A 25,431-nucleotide genomic window follows, 5' to 3' on the forward strand; every position below is an offset into this window, starting at 1 on the left:
TCTATTCCTACTTAATTAAATTTTCAATGATACAAGCACCACCTTGCCCACCACCAATACATAGTGAGGCAACACCATACTTCGCTTTTCTTCTCTTAAGCTCATGCATAAGAGTTACGATCAATCTTGATCCTGTTGATCCAACTGGATGTCCAAGAGCGATAGCACCACCATTTACATTAAGTTTATCACTTGGAATTTCACCAAGAGCTTCGTCTAAACCAAATCTCTTCGCAAGCTCACCCTCTTTACTCGCTTGAGTAACAGCAAGTAGCTGAGCAGCGAATGCTTCATTTATTTCAAAGAGGTCCATATCTTTAACACCAAGACCTGTTCTCTTGAAAACACCGTCCATTGCCAGTAGTGGCCCCATTCCCATTCTCTCAGGCTCAAGTCCATGGAAGTGAAAATCAACTAACTTAGCAATTGGTTTTAAATCATATTTTTCAACAGCTTCTTCACTTGCAAAAATAAGTGCTGATCCACCGTCTGTTATTGGACAAGAGTTACCAACTGTAACTGTTCCAGATCTCTTTTCAAAGTATGGCTTCATTTTACCAAGCCCCTCTACTGTAGAGTTTGCACGAGGCCCAACATCTTTAAAGAGAAGCTTCGCTAACTTCTCACCGTAGAGAATCGGAAGAATTTCATCATCAAACTTTCCTTCCTCTGAAGCCTTAGTGGCCTTTAGGTGAGATTCATTTGCGTAGGCATCTTGCTCGTCTCTAGTGATTCCAAATTCTCTAGCTAAAACCTCAGCAGTTTGTCCCATATTTAAACCACAGAAAGGATCAGTTAAACCTTGTTCGATAGCAATAATTGGAGAGAGAAATGGAGGTCTAAAGCTACTTACGGCCTTTAGCTTATCAGAGACAGTTCTCGCTTTCATAACGTTTACAAAGAGATCAGTCATCTCTTTACTATAGATCAATGGCATTTGAGACATAGACTCAACACCACCAGCAATAATGATATCACTTCTTCCACTGGCAATTTTCATGAAGGCCTGTGAAACAGCTTCCATACCAGAGGCACAATTTCTATGAACAGAGTAGGCCGATGTCTTCTTATCCAATCCTGCTTCCAGAGCGATCACTCTTGAAATATTTGGATACTTAGCCGGTGTTCCAGTATTTCCGAAGATGACTTCATCCACTTCATCATAAGGAATGGATGTTTTATCAATCATATTTCTAACTAAGTACGCTCCCAAAAAAGGCGCATCCACATCTTTTAAATCTGTGCCTGCCTTCGCATGTGGTGAGCGTTTGCCATCAATTATATAAACTGGTTTCATGGCCATTTTTACTCCTCTAATTTTAAGTATTAAGAATTATAGGGAAAATTGTAGAGTAAAAATGAATAAAGGGAAAGAAGTATTGGGCCTGTTTAACGCAAAAAAAGGGGAAGAGGCGCCACACCACTTCCCCCTTCTAAGAGAAGAAAACTTAACTTTTCCCGACCCATTTAGGCCGGTATAAAATTAGAATTTAATTAAGATACCTGCATTTAGACTCATGTTATTTGCTTTCTCGATAGCAGTTCCAACATTTTCAAGTCTAACTTGATCAGGGTTTCTATTTGATGAAGCACTCGCAGTATTGAATGAGTCACCAAATCCTTTCTGATATTTGAATTCTAAGTTCGCACCAATTGTATCAGTGAAATGAATCTCAGAACCCGCTAATACAGAACCTGCAACATATGATGACGAGAAGTCTTCGTTACCAAGAGTTACATTATTGTAGTAGTATTGCTGGTTATTTTCATAAGCAAGACTATGTCTATTATATCCAACTCCTAAACCAAGGTATGGTCTAATAGTGCTCTCAACACTCATGAAGAATTTTGAATTAACTTCTAGACCTAATCTAGAGTAATTCATCTCTCTACCTTGACCGTAAGTATTGTAATAACCTGAGTTATAATACGGGTTATATACATTTGAGTTATAGTAATTTACCCCAGAGTACTGGTTTGCAACATCAGTGATACCCATTTTAGTATAACCAACAGAAAGACCAACACTTATTCTTGAAGTAATTTGATTTTCAACTGTTAAATTAATATTGGCACTAGACTCTAATTCAAGTCCATCTTCACCACTAATTGTCATAAGTCCGGCAGAAGGAATCACTTTATTCTTCTTTTCCTCTTTCTTAACAACTGGTGCTGGAGCTGGTGCAACAACTTTCTTTACTGGAGCTGCTTGAGCTGTACCTACGCTATCAATGGCCATGGCCTGTGCGTTGAATGCCTTTTGTAATTTCTTAGCAAGCTTTTGCTCTTCTTGAAGACGCATATCTTCAATCTTCTTAGAGACCATTTGCTCGTTACGCTCTTCTAACTTCTTTCTTAGCTTTGCCATTCTATCAGCAGCAGTCTCCTGCTTTGGAGTATTGAAGCTTCCATCAATGTCAATTTGCTCAGAACTAAGTACAGACTCAGCGTCGTTTAAAAGTGGGTCACCTTGTGCCATGATGGCCTGTGAGGATAGTCCCATTAACATCAGCATTAATAATGCTTTGTTTGCGTGGCGTGTTTTCATAATTTTCTCCTTAAGATTTTAGCGCTTAAAAAAGCACTAAATTATTCCTTAAAATAATGCATGTAGTCATATTGTTACACTTATACCAAATGGAGAGAAAATAGAAAGGCAATTGCGCACTGCGTGAAATCTTTACACGATGACACATCAAGGTGGAGATAAGTAGCTGAAACTACAGAATATTTTAACGTCTTATAGTGAAATAGCGCAGGTCTTCAATATTGAAACTACGCTGAAATGAGCAAACAATAGCAGTGGAATTGGGAGCACAATTTCTGGCATCACCTAAAATCGATGACTTAACTGTCTGTAAGACAGAACCCATAATTGTCACCATCACCGCAATAAGCATGACGTACTCAACAGATGTCTGTCCTCTTTGTCCCTTTAGAAACTTCATATCTTTATTATAGCAAAGTTTATAAATTCCCTCTTGGGGTAATTTTAACCTTAGAGAAATTGCTGGGCTTCCTTAATATCAACCAAGGTTGAAAAGAGACCTAGGTGGGAGTCTTTATAAGGGCCAAAATAATAGACATTATTCAATCTCTTTTTAAAGAGTGGATTAGACGTATCATAAATTCGAACTCGCTTAGGCATTTGAATTCCACTTCGAATTCTTCCGCCAACACCTTCGGCAACAAAGACTTCATGTCCAAATTCGAACTCTCCACTTTCCTTAAAAGACTTTATATTAGGAATTAAATCTCTAAGATCTTCTCGCAACCACTTTTCGAGCTCACCTTTAAAGAAGGAGATCTTCTGCCCCTTCTTCTTGAGAACATAGTGCTCAACTTGGCAAAAATGACCATACTTCTCTAAAACAATGAGAGCATAATTAGTCCCTATTCTAGAATTCTTGGCCATAATATAAACGCCATCTGAGAGATTGGTTTTCTCATCTAAAGAGATTCTTGTAGTGACATTCTTATAGCATTTATTATCTGGAAAAACTTTTAGGGGAAGCTGCTCTGGAATTCCTCCAAGTAGAGAAACTCTTTGAGGGTGAATAATTCCTTCAAAACTAGCGAGTTCAATACTCCACGGGCTTTCTTTATAGAACTTCCACTCTCTAACATGAGTTCTCTTAAGCTGACCACCACGCTCTTCGAAAATACCTTTAAGCTCCTCGTTGATCTTATCCTCTTTAAGTTTATAAAAAGGAGAGAGCATAGAGTGAAAGAGATGGAATAATTCAATCTCACTAGACTTAAGGGCCATTCGCGATTGAAAAAATCCCTTTGCACTATAGAGGAATGTCTTATACTCCCAGTACTTACTCTCACTTTTAAAAATGTTATTTACATTTTCTTTAAAGAGTAAGAAGAGCTCCTTAACAAGAACTGGACAGTGATTAAGAAATGTCTCTAGAGAGATACTTTGCAAGCTACTAAAGCGACACGTATTCTGCCCTACTCTTTGACAGAAACTTATAAACTCATTATTAAGCTGATCTCTAAAATCATCACTACACTCAATGGCAACACGTCCATCTAGTCTAGTGAAAAAGAGAGGTAACTTTCTCGTTAATTCTAATAGATTCTCATAGGGAGAATTTCCAAGTTGAATCATTTCATCATCAACATGAAAGAAAAGCGGTGATGGACTTAAATAACGATCCAAATTGATAAAAGGTGAAACTCTACTATCTTCACCCCATGTCTTTAAAAAAGCTCTCTCCAATTCACACACCTGTCTGCCAAAGAGAGGTCCATATTTTAGTCTCTCGTCATCGAGCATAAGAACTTTTCTATTCTTAGATAATAAATCAAAACTAAGAAGATAAGAGAGATAATTGTGACCTAAAAGGGCCATATCTATATTTTTTTCTAACATCTAAATAAATCCATTAATTGTTGAAAGCCCTCTTCATATTGAGCAACAACTTTTCTACGCTTCGCAGTTTCATATTCTCTATTATATTCACTTATTGAGCTAGTTATTTTTGAGAGATCCTCTACAACGATAACTTCCGAAGGAGAAATCTCTTTAGTAAAATCAAATTCAGTAGATCTAAAAATCTTTGGTCCACAATAAATACGCGCACCACAGAGAAAAGGCTCTAGCACCGAGTGAATACTTCTTCCATGACCACCACCTACAAGAACGTGTCCAAAGTAGCAGTAGCTCTCAAGAAGAACGCCCGGAGTTTTATTAATGTAGATATAGCCGTTTTCTAAAGTTGTATTCTCATCGATCACTTGTGAGCTAAGAGTTGGTGCAAGTTTTTCTATAGTAGATAAAATCTCTGCAATCGCCGAAGAACTCAGGGAGTGCGGAGCAATGACTAGTGTTAACTCTCCACTTAATATTTTCTCTTGAAGACTACTGGAGCGCAGAATATCAAGATCAACCGGCCACGCTGAGCCAATAATGAAATTGCTCTGTACGTCTTTTGCCTGGAGCTGTGAAAAAAAGTTGGAGATATCACGACTGGATTCAATAGTAGTTTTTGAATTAGAAATACGTTTAGAGATTTGCAATAGCCTCATCTCAAAAGTTCTTAGATGAACCTTCGATTTTAGTCTTAATTCATTAAAGTTTTTAAGCTCTATCTCTGAGGCCGCAATAATATAGTCAAAGCAATTATAAAGTGCTCTATAGAAAATTCTATTAAGGCCACTTAACTTCTTTCCCTTTAAGGATGCCGACAATAGCGTAAACCTTACATCTGAGCGCGCCCCATAGAGCATGAGTTCGCTAAAGAAATCATAGCGGCACATGAAGAAACTCTTGGCCGTAACCCAGCTCGAAAAGTTACGTCTATAAATTGTCATAAGTGGTAGCGGGAGAATATTTAATCTCTCATACCTCTTCGCAAGCTCAGTACACTTTCTATCAACTGATGGAGATGTGTAGACCAATTCAATATACAAACCCTGCTCTAGAAAGTGAGTTATTAGAGGCATGGCCTGTTCTAGCTCGCCTTCACTAGAAACATGAAAGCAATGAGACGCACTAATTCCCCTATCTTTATATGTAATAATTTTTTTTGACAGTTCAAAGGCCTTACGATTCTTAATTGGACCAACAAAGAGGGCCAATAGCTCAAAGAAAGGAGCAATAAGCCACTGAAATAACAGAGCAAATCTTTGAAAACTTAGATAAGTGTTTAACATCATATAAAAATTTTCTCAAAATGGTGTCAAACTGTCATTATATAAGTTTCACCGTATCTAAAAGTTGTCTAATCTTGTCAGAATATAACTTTTTCTTACATTTCGCGGTAAGAAACACATACCTGACAAAAATCTATTGTAAATCCAATAAAAAATTGGGACAAATGACCATTGCTAAAATTGAATAAGATTAAATTTAGGAAGGAGAGAATTCAATGAAACTTACGAAAATGCTTGCTGTGATGGCAATCTTTTCAGTGATGAGCACAGGAGCTGAGGAAACTACAGCTGCGAGCGCAACTGCTGCAACAACTACAACTTCAACAAGTTCAATTAAAAAACTTTACAACAAAGTTAAAGAATCACCATTTTCAATGGCCTACCTAAATGACTCTTTTTCTTCATTCAATATTGATGGTGTTAAAACTTACCACTACCTCTATGCTCACTATGGTCTAACATCGACTGATAAGATCTCTCTTGTTCCTACATTTACAACTGACTTAATCAGTAGAAATAAAGTAACTAGAGAAAGAGCGAATAATACAAGACTTCACTCTACTCAATTAAGATATACTAAGAGTAGTATCTTAAATGAAAAAGATCACGGTGTTAGCCTTTACGCACAAGTAAGATACTACCACTACTCAAAGTCAAACCAAGAAAGTGGAAGTGATGGTTACGGTAGAGCAATCATTAGTGCTTCAAAGGGATTTGGAAAATTTAGACTCTCTCTAACTTCTGATAACGTTGTTTACAATAGAAATGCTAACAAAGCATCTATGACACACTTTAATATGCTAGGTGTTGGAACAAGCTACTCACTAACTGATAGCTTCTCTGTATCAACAGCTACAAACTGGTACAAGTATAACTACAATAATACAGACAGTTTCAAAGAGTTCGCTCTTCTAGGTCTTTATACTGAATACTCATTTGGAAATGGGTTATCAGTAGGTCCATACTTTGAAGCAGAAATGCTTACTGCACAAGATGGTAGAGATGGATTCACAGAAGAATGGGTAAAGAATGGTTCAGTTGGAGCAACTCTTTACTATAGCTGGTTCTAATTTAAATTCTCAAATTCAACACTTATATTAGGCGATCATTTTGATCGCCTTTTTTGTGGAAAAATATTCCGATTTAAAGCAGACTAGTTCACTTGAATTAAGAATCTCCTAAGAGATACCGATTAAATTAATGGGTAATTTTAAAGGGATTTATCATGTCGAATACGCAATTTAAGGAAATGACCGTCAATATTGAAGAACTGATTCTCACAGAAGAACAGGTCTCCTCTGGACAATATCCCCTCAATGAAATTTACGATATAAGATTTGGTGATGAAAGCGTTGGCCCAATCTGGCAACAAGATATCAAAGAATACTTACAAAACTCTGGTCACTTTGAGCAGGGAACAGAGATAAAGTCATACGATAAAGATGAATGGGTTCATATTTTCGAACATCCATTCTTTCAAAGAAGAAAACCTCAATTAGTTTCAACAGGTGTATTAGACACTGAAGATATCCACTACCATCTCTTAATTGATGGACAAAAACACGGTCCTTATACTTCATTTGAAGTCACAACAATGCTTAAGGCCAATGAAATTCTAGTGACAGATGAAGTTTCAATTGATGATGGTGCAAGTTGGGGCCATCTCTATGAAATTGAAGATTTTGACAGAAGAGCACTGAAGTCAAATGAAGAGCTTCCACACCTACCAACTGATGATGTCTTTGTTAAATCAGGACAGAACTCTAGTTCAAAATTACAAAATAGTAACGACGAAAAAACGAACCTCATAGCAGGGCTCGCTTATATTGGTAACCTAAGATCAGGTAAGGCCAAAGAAGCTCAGGCCAAGGCCATGACTGATGAATACGAAGAAGAGACACAAGCTCTAGAGCCTGTGAATTATCAAGACTATTTATGGAAGGGTCTCTTTGCCATTTCAATCATTGGCCTCATTACTGTATTTGCAACTTGGATGAATAGACCTACTGAAAATACGAGAACACCGGCCAGTGCAAAGCAAGCTACGCCAAAGAAGATTGAGCCTATTAAGCTTAAGCCTATTCAACAAACGAATACACCTCCAAGTAGTTCGAATACAGAGTCTCCAAGAATTGAAAGCGAGTCTCGAGTAAATAGTAGACCTACTTCATTTAGAAGAAGTAAGGCGTTTAGACAGGCCGCAAGCGAGAAAAAGAAACTCACAGAAGATGCAAGATACCCTGAAGAGAACGATGACTTTTATTATGATGACAATACTGAGCCTGTTCAACTTGACCCAATAAGAAGAACTCTTAGTAAAGAAACAATCGATCCGGAATTTAATGAAGACGAGTATGTTGATGAAGTTGAGGGTGATCTTGACGCTAGGGAGAATTTCCAAGGCGAAGAGGTCTTTGACGAAGAAGTCGAGTACTAGTTCAAAAAATCAATAATTTCTGTGACTTCTAGAGTATTTATATGTTAAAAATACTCTATGACACTAAAAAATAGAGAAATTTTAAATAATTTTAGAACACCTGCTTTCCCTGGATCTTTCTTCTTAAGCTTTGAAGGAATTGAAGGTGCTGGAAAATCAACTCAAATTATTTCTGCAAAAGAATATTTAGAATCACAAGGCTTTAGAGTTCTTATTCTACGTGAACCAGGTGGGACACCATTTGGTGAAAAGCTAAGACAGGCCATTCTAAATTCTAAGTCAGAATTAGAGCCAATTTCTGAAGCCTATCTCTTTGCTTCTTCTAGAGCTCAATTGCTAACAGAAGTAACGCTAAAAGAGTTAAATACACCGGGTACAGTTGTCATTTACGATCGCTACTTAGACTCATCTATTGCCTATCAAGGGATTGCTAGAGGACTAGGCGTTGACAATATTTTAAATATTCACAATGTATTTCCACTTAATCTCATTCCTCACAAAACTTTCTACTTGAAAATTTCAACAGAAACTTCCTTTGGTAGACAGAGAGTGAGAAATGCTCCTAAAGATTACTTTGAAAGTAGAGGAAAAGACTTCTACGACAACCTAGTTCAGGGTTACGAGCTAAGTTGTGAATTATTTCCTGAGAGAATTAGTGTTATTGATGGAAATAGATCATTAGATGATGTTTTTGCCGACATTAAAGAAGAACTAAATCACCTAATCTTTAAAAGAGATGAACAATAGTAAGATACTAGATAAACTCATAGATCTCTGGGCCAAGGATAAGTTGGCCCACTTTTACATTGTTCAACCTTCACCAACTCAGGAAAATCCAAGAGAATTCACTAGGAAGTGGATTCAAAACTTCTTAGCGCAAACAATTGCAAGTGAAAAAGAAACTTCTCTTGAGAACGCGAAGTCTAAATTGGAATTGGGACTTAGTGATATATTACAGATCTCTAAAGAAGATGAATTTGAAAACTATAGTGTTTCAGATGAGCAATTTAGTGAATTTAATAAATTTCAAAATTATCGTCCTCTAGAATTGAAGCAGAGATTTATCACGATAGATGACGCTCATAGTATTACGACTATACTCAGTAATAAATTACTTAAAACTCTAGAAGAACCTGCTGCAAATACAACGATTTTTCTTTTAGATCCCTTTAGAAAGAATATTCTCCCAACCATTTCATCAAGGGCCATCTACTTACGTCTTCCATCGGCGCAGAGCGCTCAAAGTATAGCGAGTTCTAAGAACCTCTCAGAATTTCTAGGAGGGCTTGAGTTGAAAGAAGATATAATTGAGGCGGTCAAACTAATAGAGAGAGATAGATCAAATATAATGCCCCTCTTTGATACGCTCAAGGGTAAGAAGTCTCTCGAACTAGAATTTGTTGAGGGCCTTACACAATACGTTAATCAAAGAGAATTCGACTACTCTACACTGCATCGCTTCTCTCAAGCACTTAAGTGGTATGAGAAGGCCCAAGTCTTTAATAATTACTCTCCAGAGAAGCTCTCAGGCCTAATGCTGTCCATAATTTAGCCGCTTTGTACCTAGACAAATCACTGAAAATTCAAGACTATACTTATTTAAAATAAATAGACGGATTTTATCAATGCAAGAAAATGCAAACTCAAATATAGAGGAAGAGACAAAAGATGCTCCTTCCACAGTCAATAACGAAACTGAAAACTCTCCACAAGAAGATGGGAAATTTACTGAAGGTGAATTAATAACTTTAGTGCGAGTACGCTTTCCTGGAAATGCTAAATCATTTCCTTTTCTTATCGGTAAGAGAAAGTTCATGTACGGCCAAAAAGTTATGGCCATGAGTGACCGAGGGATGACACTTGGTTATATCAATTCTCTTCCCTACGAAGTTCCCTTCAAAAAAGATATGCTGCCTCTAAAGAGTATTAGTAAGGTGGCCACTGATGAAGATGTAAGTGAGCAGAGAAGTTATTATTTAAAAGAGAAAGAAGCTGAGAATTTCTGTAAAGAGCTCATTGAAAAGCATAAATTAGATATGAACCTAACACACGTTGAGTTCATCCAATTTGGTAAGAAAGCAGTATTCTACTTCAATGCCCCCGCTAGAGTAGACTTTAGAAATCTAGTAAAAGATCTTGTCGCGCAATTAAAGATGCGTATTGAATTAAGGCAAATTTCAGTTCGCGATAGGGCCGCGGCCATTGGGGCCATCGGCGTTTGTGGACTTCAGACGTGTTGTTCAAGCTTCTTAAAGAATTATGGCAATGTCAGTATTAAAATGGCCAAGAACCAGAATTTAGCGCTTATTCCAAGTAAGATTAACGGAATCTGTGGTCAGATTAAGTGCTGTATTAAGTATGAGGACGATGTCTACTCACAAAAGAGAGGGCTACTGCCTAAAGAAGGAATTTTCTTAAAGGCAAAGAACGGAGATATTGGTCGAGTGCAAAAGCTCCATCTCATTGTTGAGCAATTTGATATGATCACAGACAAGGGTCAGATAAGAAGATACTCAGTTAATCAATTCTTAAGAGATGATTCTAAACCACCAAAGGATTGGAAATTTCCAAATGATCTACGCCACATAGTTAATGAGACTAGTACAGTTATTGGCCTCACAGATGAAGAGCAGAGAAAGTCGGAAGAGTTCTTAAAGAAATATAGTGAAGAAAATCCTGATAGCGTTATGGAAGTCTATTTAGATGACGATAATGACGATAGCGATAATGATCTCAACGAACTTGACTCTCTAGAGGGTGAAATTCAAGTAAAGACTGAAAAAAAGAATACGCGCTCTAATGATCGCAGATCTAACTCTGGCGCTAAGAAGAATAACCAAAGAGGTAAGTCTTCTAATAGAAATACTGGTAACCGAGCACCTCAAAATAAAGAAAGCACTACTGAAGGCCAGAAAAAGTCTAACCCTAATAAGAAGAGATATAGACCTAAGAAAAAGAAAAATCCAAATAAGAAACCTGAATAAATCTTATGAAGATACTTCATACAAGTGATTGGCACCTAGGAAAGAAACTCTATAAAGTGAGCAGATTAAAAGAACAAGCTCGCTTTCTAGAGTGGCTAATCGACTATATTTGCGACAATGAAATTGATATTCTTCTTATAAGCGGGGATATCTTCGATGTCCCTACTCCGCCCAATGAAGCACTTAAACTCTACTTCACTTTCCTAAAGAAACTTAATGAGAGAAAAGAAATACCAATTTTCATTATTGGCGGAAATCACGATAGTTCAAACTTCATTGAAGCCCCTTCTCCTTTTCTAGAATTGAATAATATATATGTAGTGGGGAGTTTGGAAAAACTTCTTAGTGAAGACTACTCTCACTATATACACAATTTAGAAATAAAAGGTGAGAAGCTAAGTATAAGCTTACTTCCCTACTTTAGAACTCACGAGTTATTTAACCTAGCAAAAGCGTGGAATATAAATATTGAAGAAGGTCTCTTGCCAGTTATTGAAGAGTTGATGAAGAGATTCTTAGATAGAGCTAGCGGACAAAAGATCCTTATGTCACACCACCTCTTTGGTAGCTACGAAGAAGCAGGCTCAGAGCAAGGTCTCAATCTCTCTGGAATTGATTCCATACCAACAAATACACTACAAGGCTTTGACTATGTGGCCTTAGGACATATCCACAAGGCCCAAACAGTGAGAAAGAGTCAACCTATAGTTCATTATAGTGGCTCCCCACTGGCCTTTCGCTTTAGTGAAACCTCTACAAAAGAAGTTTCTATTATTTCCATAGAAAATGATGAACTAAGCTTCGAGAGAACTCCCATCAAAGAATTTGATAAATTGCTTCGAGTAAATTGCCAAAAAGAGGAAGTTGAAGAGTTTAAAAATCAGATAATTTCAAGCTGGGGTAATAGAGATGACCTTGAAGTTTTCCTAGAGCTTCGTATTAAGTGTGATACCCCTATTACATCTATGGCCGAGACTCTTAGAGAAGAATTTAGAGAGAATAAAATTCACTTGCTCTCCTTTGCTGCCATTGTTGGAAAAGTAGAAGATGAAAGTGAGAGCAAGATACTTGAAAAGAGCTTACGCACAGAAGAGCTCTTTGAATTATTCTATAAGAAGAAATATCCAGAATCCAATGAAATACCAAAGCCTCTTTTAGAAGACTTTAATGAACTTTTAGAAAGTATTAGAGAGAGTTATGAGGCTTAAGAGTATAGAAATAGAAAATATAACGAGTCTAAAAGGTAAGCACTATATAGACTTTGAAGATATTCTAAAAGAAGGAGAGCTCTTCGCTATCACTGGCCCTACAGGCTCAGGAAAGAGTTCCATACTAACAGCAATTAGTCTCGCACTCTACGGAAAGAATTATAAGAAGAGCTTAGATAGTAAGGACTTTGTCACATTAAATATGCCCTCTTCAAAGGTATCTCTTAACTTTGAGACAAAGGGTGAGAATTACTGTGCTTCATGGTCTATTAAAGTTCTAAAGAAAAATGGCGATCCTATAAAGAAGCCAACGACTCAGAGAATTGTGACAAAAGACGGAGTTGCAATCGAGCAAAGTGCTGAAGAGATTATCGGCCTTAGCTTCGATCAATTCATAAGAAGTGTTATTCTTAATCAAGGACAATTTTCAAAATTTCTGACTTCAAACTTTTCTGAAAGAAGAAAGATACTAGAGCGTCTCTATTCTGAGAATGAACTCTCTGATATCAATAAGAAACTCAGAGAAAAACTCTCCTATCAAAAACAAGAGATTGAAAAGCTTAGTATAAAACTAGAGTCATCCCTACCTTATACAGAAGCTGAAATTCTTGAAGCAAAGTCTCAACTTCCTGAATTAGAGAAGTCTAAAGGCGTTGTAGAAGAAAATTATAAAAAGATCCAAGAGTTCGAAAAACAATTAAGAGACATTCTAGAATTTAGTTCAAAGAGAATTCAATTTCTAAAAAAGTCTAAGGATATCGACCTTAATATTACAGACGTTAACAAGAATTTAAATAATGTCCTTGATAATCTTAAAAGTGCCACATCCACATACGATGCCTTCAAGCTTGAATATAATATTAGAGGAAAGAAGTTAAAAGAAGCTCTAACTCTGAGTGCAAAACTAAATAATACTCGAGAAAAAATTGCGACACTTAAGTCAAATAAAGAGAAATTAGAAGAAAAGTTTAAAAAGATAGAAATAGAAATCTCTACTAAGAGTAAAGAACAGAATGAGCTCACTAAGGAAAGAGAAGAAATCGATAAGAAAATAACCTATAAAGATATAGAGTCTATCGACAAGGTAGCTGATCTTTTAAATGATCTATCTAATACTCTTCAAAAAATAGACTACGAGAGAGAATCCCATAAGGCGCTTGAAGAAGAACTTAAGGCCATAACAAAGAATGGAGAAGAACTCGCAAAACAAAAGAACACTCAAGAAAGTAATCTTAAAGAGATCTTTAAAACCCTAGATTTTGAAAGCTTCTACGCAGAAAAATCCAAATATCTAGATACTAGATTAAGTGAATTAGAAAAACAGAAATTGCTTCTACAGCAAGATGAACAGAAGAAAATTGAGCTCCAAAAGAAACTTAAATCAATAAATATTGAAAAAGTAGAAGAGCAAATTAGTGAGGTAGAGAAGAAGCTCTACAATATTGAAAAAGAACTCACACTAGCAATCATAAAAGAGAAACAATATAAGAAGAACGAGGCCCTACTCATCTTAGTCAATGAATCAATTGATGATAGTACTTGTAAGCTCTGTCATGGAAAAGTTGAAGTTGATCTCTTAGAAAGTATCAAAAAAGATATTATTAAAGAATTAAAGAATAATGAAGGTCTCATCAGTACTGACAATATCAGAGAATTAGTCGCAAATGAAAATCAGAAATTAACAGTTTTGAAGTATGAGCTTGAAAACCTCACCAAACAAAGAAGTGAAAATCTTGAATTACTCAAGCCTCTAGAGGAAAGAGTAAAGGGACTTGAAAGTACCACAAATGAGATTCAAGACATAACAAAAGAAAAAGAAGTTCTATCTAAATCCTATGAGAGCGCGAGGTCATTGGCCAAGAGTCTGATTATAACTGAGAATGAGATAAAATCACTACGTTTAAGCTACACTAAGACGAAGAGTAATATTGATGCCATTGAGTCAAAGATTAAAGCTCTAGATAAAGAGAGTGCAGATCATTTAAAACAACTCTCAAAACTTGCCCACAGTGAAATTCAAATTGATGCCATTAATGAATTAAAGCAACAAATAAAGGCAATAAATGAATTAAACCAAATAGAGCAAAAATATAAATATAATCAATCTCACCTAGATTCTTTAAATGAGCAGACTCTCGAATTAAATAAGGATAAGAAATCGACACTTTCAGACTTAGACACTTTAAAAGAAGATGAAGTTGAACAAGAAAAAACACTTCTAGATCTCACTAACGGTGAAGATATTAATAGTGCACTAAAAGAGCTAGAAAGTAAGAGAGAAGAGCTTGAAGAAAATATTCAAAATATTAATAAAGAGAAGTCAACACTTGAAACAGAGTACACACGACTACTCACTTCAAAAGATTCCTTAAAAGATCAAATTACAGCACTAGAAAACTCCACTATCTCTGCCTACGGAAACCTTGCTAACACTAATTTAAAAACAACTGAGTTAGTGTCAAAGAATAAAGAGACAGAAATTTATATTAGTAAAGTAAAGAACCTCAAAACTTATATTGATGATGAGGCCAGCGTTCAAGGCCTTAAAGATGCGAGAGAGAAATTACTTCTCCCAGAATTAGAGTACTTTAGAGATACGTTAAATGAGATCCTCACTCAAGTTACTAAGTCTAAAGAGAAGATCTCTCTCTATGAATCGAAGGTGAAAGAACAAAAAGAAGATAAGAAGCTATATAAGGAATATAGAGCAAGCTTTGATAGGTTAAATAACTTAACAGAAGTTCTTGGTAAGAATAAAGATGAGTTTAGAAATTTTGTTCTTGGTTTTATTGAAAATCAATTAATACAAAATACAAATCTTGAACTATCAAAGATATGTGATGGTCGATATGGGCTAACTCAAAGAGAGAGCACTCATGGTCATGACTTCTTTATTTTGGATAAGTGGAATGGTGCTCTAGAGAGAAAGGTCTCCACCTTATCAGGAGGTGAAACATTTCTCGTCTCTTTGGCCATGGCCCTAAGCTTAGCAGAGATGACCAGAGGACAAGTTGATATTGATTGTTTCTTTATTGACGAAGGTTTTGGGAGTTTAGACTCTGATAGTATCGAAGATGCATTTAGTGCTCTAATGTCTGTTCGATCTCGTGGAAAACAAATAGGTGTCATTTCCCACATTGGGGAATTAACTTCAAGGATACCTGCTAATATTAATTTAAATAAATCGCCAGAGGGGCGATCAAAGATAGAATATATCTTCAACTAGCCTAAGCTAGTTGAAGAATTGTTTTTTCTTAGAAATCGCAATTTCCTGGATTACGAGGAAATGGAATCACGTCTCTGATATTCGACATACCAGTAATATACATGATGGCCCTTTCAAAGCCGAGACCAAATCCTGCGTGAGGAACTGATCCATACTTTCTAAGGTCTAGGTACCACCAGTATCCTTCTTTATCCATATCGTCCTTATCCATTTTGGCAACGATCTTGTCATAGTCCTCTTCTCTTTGAGAGCCACCAATAATCTCACCTACACCTGGAACAAGAACATCCATAGCACGTACTGTTTTTCCGTCTGGGTTTTGCTTCATATAGAAGGCCTTACAGTCGGCCGGGTAATCCGTAACAATCACAGGACCTTTAAAGTGCTTTTCAGCAAGAAATCTCTCATGCTCAGTCTGAAGCTCGTTACCCCAAGTCGTTGGGAATTCAAAGCTCTCACCACTTGCATTTAAGATATCGATGGCCTCAGTATAAGTGATTTTTGTAAATGGAGTATCTCTTACAAGCTTTAACATTTCTAAATGAGACTCATCTAGGTTTCCACCATGACGATTAACTAGGAAGTTCATTTCATCTTCACAATTCTTTAGAACTTCAGAAATCATATATTGAATATAATCACCTGCTAACTTTGCAACATCATCAAGATCGGCAAAGGCAACTTCAGGTTCAATCATCCAGAACTCAGATAAGTGTCTTGGAGTATTTGAGTTCTCTGCTCTAAATGTAGGTCCAAAAGTATAGATAGCACCTAAACCAGAAGCGAAACACTCACCTTCAAGTTGTCCCGTTACACATAGAGAAGTTTCTTTTCCAAAGTAGTCCTTTGTAAAGTCAACTTCTCCAGCATCATTTAGTGGAGGGTTTTTAGCATCAAGTCCAGAAACTCTGAACATCTCGCCAGCTCCCTCTCCATCAACAGATGTGATAATAGGAGAATTGAGATAGTAGAAGCCTTGATTAGAGAAAAAGCGGTGAGTTGCTTGTGCAAGCTCATGTCTAATTCTAAAAACGGCTCCAAATGTATTTGTACGTACTCTTAAGTGAGCTTGCTCTCTTAAAAACTCCAAAGAAGTTGCCTTCTTTTGAAGTGGGTATGTTTCATCTGAACGACCAATAATCTCAACTGACTTGGCCTGCATTTCAACTTTCTGTCCACGACCACCAGATGGTACGAGGGTACCAGTAATAGCAACTGAAGATCCAATGAGAAGAGATGAAACTTCTTCATAATTTTCAATTGTAGCATCGATAATAATTTGAAGGTCTCCCTGACAACTTCCATCGTTAATCATCATAAAAGAGAACTTCTTCGACTTACGAATACTTTTGATCCACCCTTTTACAACGGCGTCGCAATCTACAATTTCATCTTTAAATATTTTCTTTAGTAAAAATCTTTCCACGTTCTGCTCCAACAAATTAAAGAAGACTCTCTTTAACTGTTAATACTTGTTCTTTTGTTAATCTTGCTCCGAATTGAGTTACTAATTCACTTGAGCTATGACATGCCAACTTGGCAGCTTCATTATATTCCATTCCATTAGTGATTCCGTAAAGGAAAGCTCCAGCGAAGAGATCTCCAGCACCATTAGTATCTTTTGCTACGACCTTCTTTGTCTCAATGGCCATCTCTCTTTCACCATCATAAATAATGGCACCCTTATCACCCATTGTTACAGCAAAAGATTTTGCAACAGACTTAAGTAGATTTACAGCAGTGTCAATATTGTCAGAGTCAGTAAAACTCATGGCCTCAGCTTCATTACAGAAGAGAAGATCTACTTTCTTATCACCAATAATTTCTTTAAATCCATCCTTAAAGAAACCTACGATTCCTGGATCAGAAAAAGTAAGAGCAACTTTAACATCGTTTGCATGAGCAATTTCACGTGCCTTAATTGCAGCGGCTTTCCCAGTAGGTGAAGTTACCAAGTAACCTTCAATATAAAGGTATTCAGAATTAATTAACTCTTCTTCTACTAATTCGTTTGTAGAAAAAGTTTCAGTAATACCTAAGAAAGAATTCATTGTTCTATCAGCATCAGGAGTGATGAAAACCATACACTTACCAGAGACACCCTCTTCTCTAGATTCACCCATATTAGTTGTAACACCATTTCCAACAAGATCTTTGTAGTAGAACTCTCCGGTCTCATCATTGGCAACTTTACATGAGTAAAAGGCCTTACCACCTAATTGGCTTACAGCAATAATTGTATTGGCAGCTGATCCACCACAGCTTCTATCGTGAGAAACACCTTCTAGATTATTCAAGAGCTCTGTTTGTCTCTCTTGATCAACTAATGTCATTAAGCCTTTTTCAACTTTCATCTTTTCTAAAAAAGATGGCTCAACTTCAAACTCCATATCAACTAGAGCATTTCCAATTCCATAGACATGATATTTCTTCATTAATGACTTCCCTTTTTTTAAAATTTTGCAAATTCTACCTTAAATACTGTGCATTTGTCATGATTTTTTGTTTTAGAATCAAGGACTTAAAATATATGGCCAACACATTTACAAATAGTTACAATTTATAGCTAGGAACGTTAATTTTATGGATTAAAATAAAGAATAATCTACACAAAGGAATGAATATGACGATTCAAGACTTTCTCAAAAAGAAACAAGAGAAGTTGGCCCAGAAGACGAAATCTAAGAAGAAAGATTTTCGTGAAAAATGCGAAGATATACTTGAGCAAATAAAGACATATAACGAAGAAAAGCATAATGAGCTTCTAAAAACATTTAAGGACAGATACGACAAGGTCAATATTCAGAAGAAAAAGATTCTTGGTTTCTATGGTCAACTCGTAAATGAATTAAAAGCTTTGAGAGAACAAGCTGGAGAGAGCTTACTTCAAACACCTGTTGTTAAAAGGGCCCAATCCAAAATAAAAGATGTAAAAAAACAAAAAGAAAATATTGAGAAGAAAGTTGATAAAGTCGTCAAATCAACGAAGAGAAAAGTTACAGACGCCGTTAAGAAAGTTGAGAAAGCTGCAGATGAAGCGGTTGCGAAAAAGACGGCTACTAAAAAGACTGCAGCCAAAAAGAAAGTTACTAAAAAGAAAGCTGCTGCAACTTCTTCTACTGAGAAGAAGACTGCTGCCAAGAAGAAAGTGACGAAGAAGAAAACTGTTGCTAAAAAAACGACAGCCAAAAAGGCGACAGCTAAAAAGAAAGTTGCTAAAAAAACTGTCGCGAAAAAGACAGTGGCCAAAAAGACGCCCGCTAAAAAAACTGTCGCAAAAAAGACAGTGGCCAAGAAGAAAGTTACTAAAAAAGCATCAAAATAAGATCAACACTTATGGCCTAGTCATCATTTCTAGGCCATATAGTAGTTATGAAAAAAATAATCTCAATACTACTACTTTTATCTTCACTCTCTATTAGCGCATCAAATTGGAGGGTCAACTGGCAACACTCTAAAGTAGGCTTCCAAATTACCTATATGGGTCTATCTAAAGTTGATGGAGCTTTTACAAAATTTGACGGTGCATTTGATTTCGATCATCAATCAAAGAAATTAGAAAATGTAGAATTTCATATTCAGACTAAGAGTATCGATACTAATAATACGAAGAGAGATAATCACATAAAGAATCAAGATTTCTTCTACGTGAATAAGTATCCAAAAATCACATTTACTTCAAAGAAGACGGAATACACAAATGGTGTTCCAACAAAACTCATCGGAGAAATGCAATTATTAAATACTAAGAAAGATGTTGAATTCAAAGTCGACTACAAAGGTATGACGAATGATCCGTGGGACAAAGAGAAGAAGACTGTTTTCTTTTTGGCCAGTACGCAAATTAATAGAAAGGACTTCGGACTTACTTGGAATAAAGAATTAGATAATGGAGGCCTTCTTCTTGGAGAAATCGTAGATATTCAAGTTACGATCGAAGCCTTCGAAGAAGGAGTGAGACCGGCCTTCTCTAGATTTTTTCTCCCTACAGAAGATATCAAAGAAGAAATTGAAAATAAGCTAGCAAAAGTCACTAAAGAAAGTGATGCAAGTGGAGATGAGTATCAAGCTCCTGCTAAGAAAGAAGTAATTGATAGACCACCACTTCCAAGCAATTTAGATATGGTACTCAATATTCTCTTTGGATTTGTAGGCTTTGTAGTTCTTATTGGCGGAGGAATTAAACTTCAAATAGTGCTGACAAACTTTCTTGAAAAGAAGAACTTCAGTGAGAAGTGGACCTTTCTCATTCCTAATATTGTTGTAATGTTACTTATTATGTACTTTGCAACACTACTCGCTCCATTTATGGGCTATGGACCGCATCCTTGGGGAAATTAATCCCTAAGGAAGACCAGTTCATTTTCAGTAGATGAGCTTTCGTCAAAGTAGTAGCCATCAGTATTGAACTTCTTGAGCTTAGCAACTGAATTAATCTTATTCTCTACTATATAGCGTGCCATCATCCCACGGGCCTTCTTGGCATAGAAGCTAATAATCTTATACTCTCCATTCTTACTATCCTTAAAGATTGGAGTAATCACTCTTCCCTCAATAGACTTAAAGTCAATTGCTCCGGAGTATTCATTAGAGGCACAGTTTACAAGAATCTTCTTATCACATAGAAGTGCGTTCATCTCTTTAGTAAGGTCTTCTTTCCAATACTCATAGAGGTTCTTATTTCCAGCGATAGAGAATTTCGTTCCCATCTCTAAACGGTAAGGTTGAATCAATTCTAATGGAGCTAATACTCCATAGAGACCTGAGAGTATTCTCATATGATCTTGAGCGTATTGCATTGATTTCTCTGAAAGCGTACTCGCATCAAAACCAACGTAAGTATCTCCCATGAATGAGTAGATGGCCTGTTTAGCATTCTTAGGAGTAAATGGAGTTTTAAAAGACTGGTAACGTTCCATATTGAGCTTTGTGAGAGACTCTGAGAGCTTCATCATTTTTGAAATCTCACTGGCGCTACACTTTCTGAGCTCTTGAATAAGCTTTCTAGATTTATCTAGAAATTTAGGTTGCTCATATTGATCAATTGGTGGCCTAGAATCAAAATCTAACTTCTTAGCTGGTGAAACGATGACTAACACAGAAATACTCCAAATTTTAAATTATGAATCTATCTTACAAGCTCCCCTGCCAATTGGCCATGGCATCGAGTGAGTAAATAGCTGATATCTAGCTGTACATTTTGGCATCATATTTGATTTTTTAAAAATTTTAAAAATCTATATACTGACAGTATAGATTATTATTTTGAGGGTAGAGATAATGAAATATAGGCCGCTTCCATTTGTGATTTTGGGGATTTTACACCTTGTTGAACCGCTCTTAAAGCTTGCATACTTTAAAGCGACAACTCATTTTCCCATCATGAATATTATAGAGAATATAACTCATCTCAATTCGCCGAGAGCGGTCTTTGAGTTTTGGTTTCTCTTTCCCATCGGAGGGCTTGCGCTTCTAGGTGTTAAGAAATGGAGTTACCCAATATTTGTAAGTGTTCAACTCTATTCCATTTATAGGCATCTTAATTACGAGCCCTTTACTTGGCCTTATGCCACCTCAACTCCTCAGTGGCCAAGCCTTGTTCTACTCGCATGCAATATTGCTATTATTATCTACTTTCTCTTACCAGAAATACGTAAGCCATTCTTTAACAAGGAAGACCGTTGGTGGGAGCATAGAGAGCGTTATACAATTAGAATTCCATGCTCTTACACTCTTAGTAGCGGCAATACACTTAAAGATGCAGAGATTCTCAATATCTCTCACTCAGGGGCTTTTGTTACGCTGCCTGAGAGTGAAAATATCTGTCAGGAAAAGCTTATAATTAATATTACTTTTTTAAACGACAATATCTGTCTAGGGGCCAAAGTTATTTCCGCCCACGAGTTTGATTCAGAAAAGGGATTTGGAATTGCATTTGAATATGAAAATATTTGGGAAAAGCTCTATATGACAAAGATAATGAAGATGATTGCAAGGGCCGCCAAAAAGCACCACAAGCAGCAATTGGCAGCGTAATCCCTAAATGAATATTAGAAAATATAGAGATCGTAGCGAGCGCTCTTTCCTTTATACTGAGCAGATGGTTTTGCCCTTAGAGTAGGAGACTTTACTCCCCTCTTAACAACAAATCTCTTAACTCCACTTTGCTTGGCCCACTGATAGACTTCTTCTTCATCCAGATCCTTTCCCACTAATTCTCTAAAGACTTGCATCTCTTTTCTGGGTAGAGCACTCTTTTTCTTACCCTCTTCTGGATACATGGGATCGTAGTAGATAGCGCTAGGAGTAGCAGTATTTAAGAGTTCACAGTGCTGCTTGGCCTCCCCCGGATAGATTGTAAGAGAAGATGAATTAAAGTTCATGGCCGCCGAGAGCAAGAGCGCCGCGACTGAGGGGTTCCTCTCAAATCCAGTTACCTTAGCGCCAAACTTAAGAAGTAAGATCGCATCTTTACCACTTCCACAAGTGATATCCCATATATGGGAGTCTGCACTGGGCTTAATCCCTAGGGCCTTGGCCAAAGGTTCCTTATTTAAATGATAATTCTTATTAAAATGTGATGCCCACAATTGATTGAAATCAAAGGCAATTTCACCACGCTCACTAGAGCTATAGAAGAGCTTTCCTCCGCGGTAAATAAGCCCAGTCAGAGGTGGATCTCCCTCTACTCGCTCCACGTTATAAAATTTCTCTAAATTACTCTTCAGACCCTGATCTAGCTCAGAGTCACTGTAGATTTTAAGTGTCATCATATTGGCAATTATATCAGTTAATTTAAGTAGATAAAGTCATTTATTACATGATATTAATGAAGCTAAATGACAATTAAATAAGCAGAGGATATTTCCAATGAGTCGTATCGATAACTTACCATATAATCCCAATGAACTAGAGCGTGAATTAGCTCCTTACTACATCTGTGCTTCTAAAAATGAAATTCAAGAAATGATGGACACTATTGGAGTAAAAGAACTTAAAGACCTCTACTCACATATTCCAAAAGAAGTCCTCATGGCAGAAGGGCCAAAAGAATTGGGAGAGAGACTAGAGTATGAACAACTTGTTGCTCATGTTGAAGACTTAGCAAAGAAAAATAATCTAAAGACATCATTCTTAGGTGATGGACTACAACAATATAAAGTTCCAAGCGTAGTTCCATTTGTATGTGACATTAGAGGACTAACGACTGCTTATACTCCTTACCAACCAGAGCGTTCTCAAGGAACACTTTGGACATTGTGGATGTACTCAAGCACTCTCTCTATGCTCACAGGATTTGAAGCAATTAATGCCTCTTTCTATGAGAGATCAACTTGTCTCTTTGAAGCGTGTAACACGGCTACAAGAATTAAAAGAAAAACAAATAAAGTTATTATCTCAGAAGGTATCTATCCAGGAGACCTTGAGGTTCTAAGAACGCACGCAAAGGAAACTTCCTTAGAACTTATCACGCTACCAATTGATGAAGAAACAGGCCTTACTGATATTGATGCTGCAAAAAGCTTAATTGAAAAAGAAAAAGATTCTCTAGCTGCATTCGCATTTTGCCAAGTAAACAACTTAGGACTTGTTGAAGATGTAAATGCACTTACAGATCTTTGTACAGAAGCAAATATTCAATCGATTGCAATTATTGATCCTATGCTACTCGCAACAGAGGGTCTACTTGCTCCTAGTCTCTATGGATCAAATGACCAAGGTGCAGATATGATTGTTGGCGAGGGTCAACACCTTGCTATAGGTCCTAATTGGGGAGGCCCAGGGTTGGGTATTTTTGGAATTCGTTACAATGATAAGAATAAAACGGCAATTCGCTCAACTGCTGGTCGTTATATTGGAAAAGGTAAAGATGGTAGTGGAAAGACTTGTTTATCTATAGTTCTATCAACTCGCGAGCAACATATCAGAAGAGAGAAGGCCACAAGTAATATCTGTTCTAACCAATCTTTCTTGGCCTCAGCTGCAGGAGCGGGAATTCTAGCACGCGGTGAAGAGGGAATGACAGAGTCAATGATGGCCGGTAGAGAGCTTGCAAATCAAATCTTTGTCGAATTATCTAAGTACCAAGAGTTAAGTGCGACTTATCCACACTCTCCTTTCTTTAATGAAATCATCTTTACCTTCAATGGTGATCTCGATGTTCTAATGCAAAGAGCGAGTAAAGCGGGAATTCATCTTGGAGTAAAAGTAGACGAGAGAATTAAAAAGAACAATCAATTAAAGATGAGCTTCTCAGACCTTCAAAATGATGACGACTTAGAAAAGTTAATCAACTTCTTAGACGATCACCTAACTGCACAAGAAAGTGAAGAAGAACTCTACACACCAGAAATTCCGAGTGCCCTTTTAAGAGAGGGAGAAGTTGGACTTCCAAACTTCACTGAAGAAGAAATTAAAAACTTCTATATTCAACTTGGAGAGATGAATGTCTCCCCTGATGATAATATCTACCCGTTAGGGTCATGTACTATGAAGTACAATCCTTATATCAACGACTACGCTGCAAACCTACAAGGCTTTACAGACACTCACCCTCAAGCACCAATGGTTGATACTCAGGCCAACCTTGAAATTCTCTTTGAAACACAAGAGATGTTTAAATCAATAACTGGTCTACCAGGAGTAGTGACTCAACCAGTAGCGGGAGCCCAGGGTGAACTAGTTGGATTAAAATTATTCCAGGCCTATCACCGTGATAGAGGAAATGCGCAGAAGAAGAATATTATTCTTATCCCAAGAAGTGCTCATGGAACAAACCCGGCCACTGCAACGATGGCAGGTTTTGAAACGAAGAAAGTAGATGGAGTTCAATACGGGATTATCACTATTGAAGCTGATGCCAATGCTGAAATTGATTTTGAACAACTTAAAAGTGTTGTAGCTGAATATGGGGAAAGAATCGCTGGTATCATGGTTACCAATCCAAATACTGCAGGTATCTTTGAGACAAGATTCAAAGAGATGGCAGACCTCATTCACTCAGTAGATGGACTTGTCTACATGGACGGTGCCAATATGAATGCCATTGCCGGTTGGGTTGATCTCGGGGCCATGGGAGTGGATGCCGTACATAATAATCTTCACAAGACATGGACCATTCCTCACGGAGGCGGTGGACCAGGTGATGCCATTGTTGGTGTTAGTGAGAGACTACTCGACTATATTCCAGGCCTACAAGTTAAGAAAGAAAACGATCAATTTGTTGCTTTTAAAACACCTAAGTCAATTGGGAGTTTTCATCGCCATCACGGAAACTTTGCTCACAAAGTTAGATGTTATACTTACCTAAAGGCACTTGGCAGCGAAGGTGTTAAGCAAATGTCTGCTATTGCAGTACTTGCGGCCAAGTATCTCTATCATCAACTTAAAGATACTTACCCTACACTACCAGCAAGATCAGAAAACTCTCCAAGAATGCATGAGTTTATTCTCACTCTAACTGATGACGAGTTCTCAAAAATTGCAGCAGCTGGAACACCAAAGTCTGCGGCCATTGCAAAAATAGGAAAGCTCTTCTTAGACTTCGGACTTCATGCTCCAACAGTGGCATTTCCAGAAGTTTACGGCCTTATGGTAGAGCCTACCGAGTCTTTCACTAAGAAAGAACTCGACGATTTCATAAGCGTCGTTAAAGAAATTAAACTTATTATCAACGAACATCCTCAGGTTCTTCAAACAACTCCGCACTTTACTCCGATAAAGAAAGTTGATGAAGTTAGTGCAAATAAGAACCTCGATCTCTTTGAGAGAATTACAAGTTTTCCAAATCTTCCAAAGAATGTGATCGATCCAGGTGAATTAAGTGCAATGATGCCAAGTGATGTGACTAAGAAAATTCTTGTTGCTCACGAAGCTTCGTCTAATTAAATTTCTAAGCGCTCTCTTTTT

At 37.0% G+C, this 25,431-nt stretch carries 20 protein-coding genes; 11 read left to right on the forward strand and 9 right to left on the reverse strand.

The window, feature by feature from the left end:
* Positions 1 to 7 precede the first annotated feature (7 nt).
* The 5 genes from BMS_RS08610 to BMS_RS08635 form a co-directional block, all read right to left on the reverse strand.
* Positions 8 to 1,303, reverse strand: coding sequence for a thiolase family protein (locus BMS_RS08610; RefSeq protein WP_014244425.1), 1,296 nt, complete (start codon positions 1,301 to 1,303; stop codon positions 8 to 10).
* Between the two features lie 180 nt (positions 1,304 to 1,483).
* Positions 1,484 to 2,548, reverse strand: coding sequence for a hypothetical protein (locus tag BMS_RS08620; protein WP_014244426.1), 1,065 nt, complete (start codon positions 2,546 to 2,548; stop codon positions 1,484 to 1,486).
* 184 nt (positions 2,549 to 2,732) lie between these two features.
* Positions 2,733 to 2,948 (reverse strand): Flp family type IVb pilin, encoded by a 216-nt coding sequence (locus tag BMS_RS08625; protein WP_014244427.1) that lies wholly within the window; start codon positions 2,946 to 2,948, stop codon positions 2,733 to 2,735.
* 50 nt (positions 2,949 to 2,998) lie between these two features.
* On the reverse strand, positions 2,999 to 4,384 hold the full coding sequence (locus BMS_RS08630) for a hypothetical protein (RefSeq protein ID WP_014244428.1): 1,386 nt from the start codon (positions 4,382 to 4,384) through the stop codon (positions 2,999 to 3,001).
* A complete protein-coding gene (locus BMS_RS08635; RefSeq protein ID WP_014244429.1) occupies positions 4,378 to 5,670 on the reverse strand; it encodes a 3-deoxy-D-manno-octulosonic acid transferase in 1,293 nt (430 codons plus the stop codon). The genes BMS_RS08630 and BMS_RS08635 overlap by 7 nt, the downstream gene beginning before the upstream one ends.
* 212 nt (positions 5,671 to 5,882) lie before the next feature.
* Here BMS_RS08635 and BMS_RS08640 point away from each other — a divergent pair, with 212 nt between their 5' ends.
* The 7 genes from BMS_RS08640 (at position 5,883) to BMS_RS08670 (ending at position 15,522) form a co-directional block, all read left to right on the forward strand.
* On the forward strand, positions 5,883 to 6,737 hold the full coding sequence (locus BMS_RS08640; protein WP_014244430.1) for a hypothetical protein: 855 nt from the start codon (positions 5,883 to 5,885) through the stop codon (positions 6,735 to 6,737).
* A gap of 155 nt (positions 6,738 to 6,892) precedes the next feature.
* The gene (locus tag BMS_RS08645) at positions 6,893 to 8,104 is read left to right on the forward strand and encodes a hypothetical protein (RefSeq protein WP_014244431.1); all 1,212 of its coding nucleotides are present in this window, start codon (positions 6,893 to 6,895) and stop codon (positions 8,102 to 8,104) included.
* A 57-nt stretch (positions 8,105 to 8,161) separates the two neighbouring features.
* Entirely contained in the window at positions 8,162 to 8,851 is a 690-nt protein-coding gene (gene tmk, locus BMS_RS08650) for a dTMP kinase (protein WP_014244432.1), read from the forward strand.
* Positions 8,841 to 9,656 carry a DNA polymerase-related protein gene (locus BMS_RS08655; protein ID WP_014244433.1) on the forward strand — a complete coding sequence of 272 codons (816 nt, stop codon included), beginning with the start codon at positions 8,841 to 8,843 and terminating at the stop codon, positions 9,654 to 9,656. The genes tmk and BMS_RS08655 overlap by 11 nt, the downstream gene beginning before the upstream one ends.
* Before the next feature lie 73 nt (positions 9,657 to 9,729).
* Positions 9,730 to 11,088: a PSP1 domain-containing protein gene (locus BMS_RS16905; protein ID WP_014244434.1), complete on the forward strand. Its 1,359-nt coding sequence runs from the start codon at positions 9,730 to 9,732 to the stop codon at positions 11,086 to 11,088.
* Positions 11,089 to 11,093: 5 nt separating this feature from the next.
* Positions 11,094 to 12,296, forward strand: a complete 1,203-nt coding sequence (locus tag BMS_RS08665) for a metallophosphoesterase family protein (protein WP_014244435.1) — start codon at positions 11,094 to 11,096, stop codon at positions 12,294 to 12,296.
* On the forward strand, positions 12,286 to 15,522 hold the full coding sequence (locus tag BMS_RS08670) for an AAA family ATPase (protein WP_014244436.1): 3,237 nt from the start codon (positions 12,286 to 12,288) through the stop codon (positions 15,520 to 15,522). The genes BMS_RS08665 and BMS_RS08670 overlap by 11 nt, the downstream gene beginning before the upstream one ends.
* Positions 15,523 to 15,550: 28 nt before the next feature.
* Here BMS_RS08670 and asnS read toward each other — a convergent pair whose 3' ends face one another.
* Positions 15,551 to 16,948, reverse strand: a complete 1,398-nt coding sequence (asnS, locus tag BMS_RS08675; RefSeq protein ID WP_044557446.1) for an asparagine--tRNA ligase — start codon at positions 16,946 to 16,948, stop codon at positions 15,551 to 15,553.
* Between the two features lie 16 nt (positions 16,949 to 16,964).
* The gene (locus BMS_RS08680) at positions 16,965 to 17,957 is read right to left on the reverse strand and encodes an adenosine kinase (protein ID WP_014244438.1); all 993 of its coding nucleotides are present in this window, start codon (positions 17,955 to 17,957) and stop codon (positions 16,965 to 16,967) included.
* Positions 17,958 to 18,145: 188 nt separating this feature from the next.
* Between BMS_RS08680 and BMS_RS16910 the strand changes: the two genes are divergently transcribed.
* On the forward strand, positions 18,146 to 18,847 hold the full coding sequence (locus tag BMS_RS16910; protein ID WP_052590628.1) for a hypothetical protein: 702 nt from the start codon (positions 18,146 to 18,148) through the stop codon (positions 18,845 to 18,847).
* A gap of 47 nt (positions 18,848 to 18,894) precedes the next feature.
* Positions 18,895 to 19,863 carry a YceI family protein gene (locus BMS_RS16915; RefSeq protein WP_014244440.1) on the forward strand — a complete coding sequence of 323 codons (969 nt, stop codon included), beginning with the start codon at positions 18,895 to 18,897 and terminating at the stop codon, positions 19,861 to 19,863.
* Here BMS_RS16915 and yaaA read toward each other — a convergent pair.
* Positions 19,860 to 20,621 carry a peroxide stress protein YaaA gene (yaaA, locus tag BMS_RS08695; RefSeq protein ID WP_014244441.1) on the reverse strand — a complete coding sequence of 254 codons (762 nt, stop codon included), beginning with the start codon at positions 20,619 to 20,621 and terminating at the stop codon, positions 19,860 to 19,862. The genes BMS_RS16915 and yaaA overlap by 4 nt on opposite strands.
* A gap of 181 nt (positions 20,622 to 20,802) precedes the next feature.
* Here yaaA and BMS_RS08700 point away from each other — a divergent pair, with 181 nt between their 5' ends.
* Entirely contained in the window at positions 20,803 to 21,558 is a 756-nt protein-coding gene (locus BMS_RS08700; RefSeq protein WP_044557447.1) for a PilZ domain-containing protein, read from the forward strand.
* Between the two features lie 14 nt (positions 21,559 to 21,572).
* Here the strand turns inward: BMS_RS08700 and BMS_RS08705 are convergent, their stop codons facing one another.
* Positions 21,573 to 22,295, reverse strand: a complete 723-nt coding sequence (locus BMS_RS08705; protein WP_014244443.1) for a class I SAM-dependent methyltransferase — start codon at positions 22,293 to 22,295, stop codon at positions 21,573 to 21,575.
* Between the two features lie 97 nt (positions 22,296 to 22,392).
* Here BMS_RS08705 and gcvPB point away from each other — a divergent pair, with 97 nt between their 5' ends.
* Positions 22,393 to 25,410: an aminomethyl-transferring glycine dehydrogenase subunit GcvPB gene (gene gcvPB, locus BMS_RS08710; protein ID WP_014244444.1), complete on the forward strand. Its 3,018-nt coding sequence runs from the start codon at positions 22,393 to 22,395 to the stop codon at positions 25,408 to 25,410.
* Positions 25,411 to 25,431: the final 21 nt, after the last annotated feature.

It is taken from the genome of Halobacteriovorax marinus SJ, from assembly GCF_000210915.2.
GTDB lineage: Bacteria > Bdellovibrionota > Bacteriovoracia > Bacteriovoracales > Bacteriovoracaceae > Halobacteriovorax > Halobacteriovorax marinus.

Excerpts from the sequence above, each read along its gene's own strand:
- BMS_RS08610 (WP_014244425.1), bottom strand. The coding sequence starts at position 1,303 with ATGGCCATGAAACCAGTTTATATAATTGATGGCAAACGCTCACCACAT.
- BMS_RS08620 (WP_014244426.1), bottom strand. The coding sequence starts at position 2,548 with ATGAAAACACGCCACGCAAACAAAGCATTATTAATGCTGATGTTAATG.
- BMS_RS08625 (WP_014244427.1), bottom strand. The coding sequence starts at position 2,948 with ATGAAGTTTCTAAAGGGACAAAGAGGACAGACATCTGTTGAGTACGTC.
- BMS_RS08630 (WP_014244428.1), bottom strand. The coding sequence starts at position 4,384 with ATGTTAGAAAAAAATATAGATATGGCCCTTTTAGGTCACAATTATCTC.
- BMS_RS08635 (WP_014244429.1), bottom strand. The coding sequence starts at position 5,670 with ATGATGTTAAACACTTATCTAAGTTTTCAAAGATTTGCTCTGTTATTT.
- BMS_RS08640 (WP_014244430.1), top strand. The coding sequence starts at position 5,883 with ATGAAACTTACGAAAATGCTTGCTGTGATGGCAATCTTTTCAGTGATG.
- BMS_RS08645 (WP_014244431.1), top strand. The coding sequence starts at position 6,893 with ATGTCGAATACGCAATTTAAGGAAATGACCGTCAATATTGAAGAACTG.
- tmk (WP_014244432.1), top strand. The coding sequence starts at position 8,162 with ATGACACTAAAAAATAGAGAAATTTTAAATAATTTTAGAACACCTGCT.
- BMS_RS08655 (WP_014244433.1), top strand. The coding sequence starts at position 8,841 with ATGAACAATAGTAAGATACTAGATAAACTCATAGATCTCTGGGCCAAG.
- BMS_RS16905 (WP_014244434.1), top strand. The coding sequence starts at position 9,730 with ATGCAAGAAAATGCAAACTCAAATATAGAGGAAGAGACAAAAGATGCT.
- BMS_RS08665 (WP_014244435.1), top strand. The coding sequence starts at position 11,094 with ATGAAGATACTTCATACAAGTGATTGGCACCTAGGAAAGAAACTCTAT.
- BMS_RS08670 (WP_014244436.1), top strand. The coding sequence starts at position 12,286 with ATGAGGCTTAAGAGTATAGAAATAGAAAATATAACGAGTCTAAAAGGT.
- BMS_RS08680 (WP_014244438.1), bottom strand. The coding sequence starts at position 17,957 with ATGAAGAAATATCATGTCTATGGAATTGGAAATGCTCTAGTTGATATG.
- BMS_RS16910 (WP_052590628.1), top strand. The coding sequence starts at position 18,146 with ATGACGATTCAAGACTTTCTCAAAAAGAAACAAGAGAAGTTGGCCCAG.
- BMS_RS16915 (WP_014244440.1), top strand. The coding sequence starts at position 18,895 with ATGAAAAAAATAATCTCAATACTACTACTTTTATCTTCACTCTCTATT.
- BMS_RS08700 (WP_044557447.1), top strand. The coding sequence starts at position 20,803 with ATGAAATATAGGCCGCTTCCATTTGTGATTTTGGGGATTTTACACCTT.
- BMS_RS08705 (WP_014244443.1), bottom strand. The coding sequence starts at position 22,295 with ATGATGACACTTAAAATCTACAGTGACTCTGAGCTAGATCAGGGTCTG.
- gcvPB (WP_014244444.1), top strand. The coding sequence starts at position 22,393 with ATGAGTCGTATCGATAACTTACCATATAATCCCAATGAACTAGAGCGT.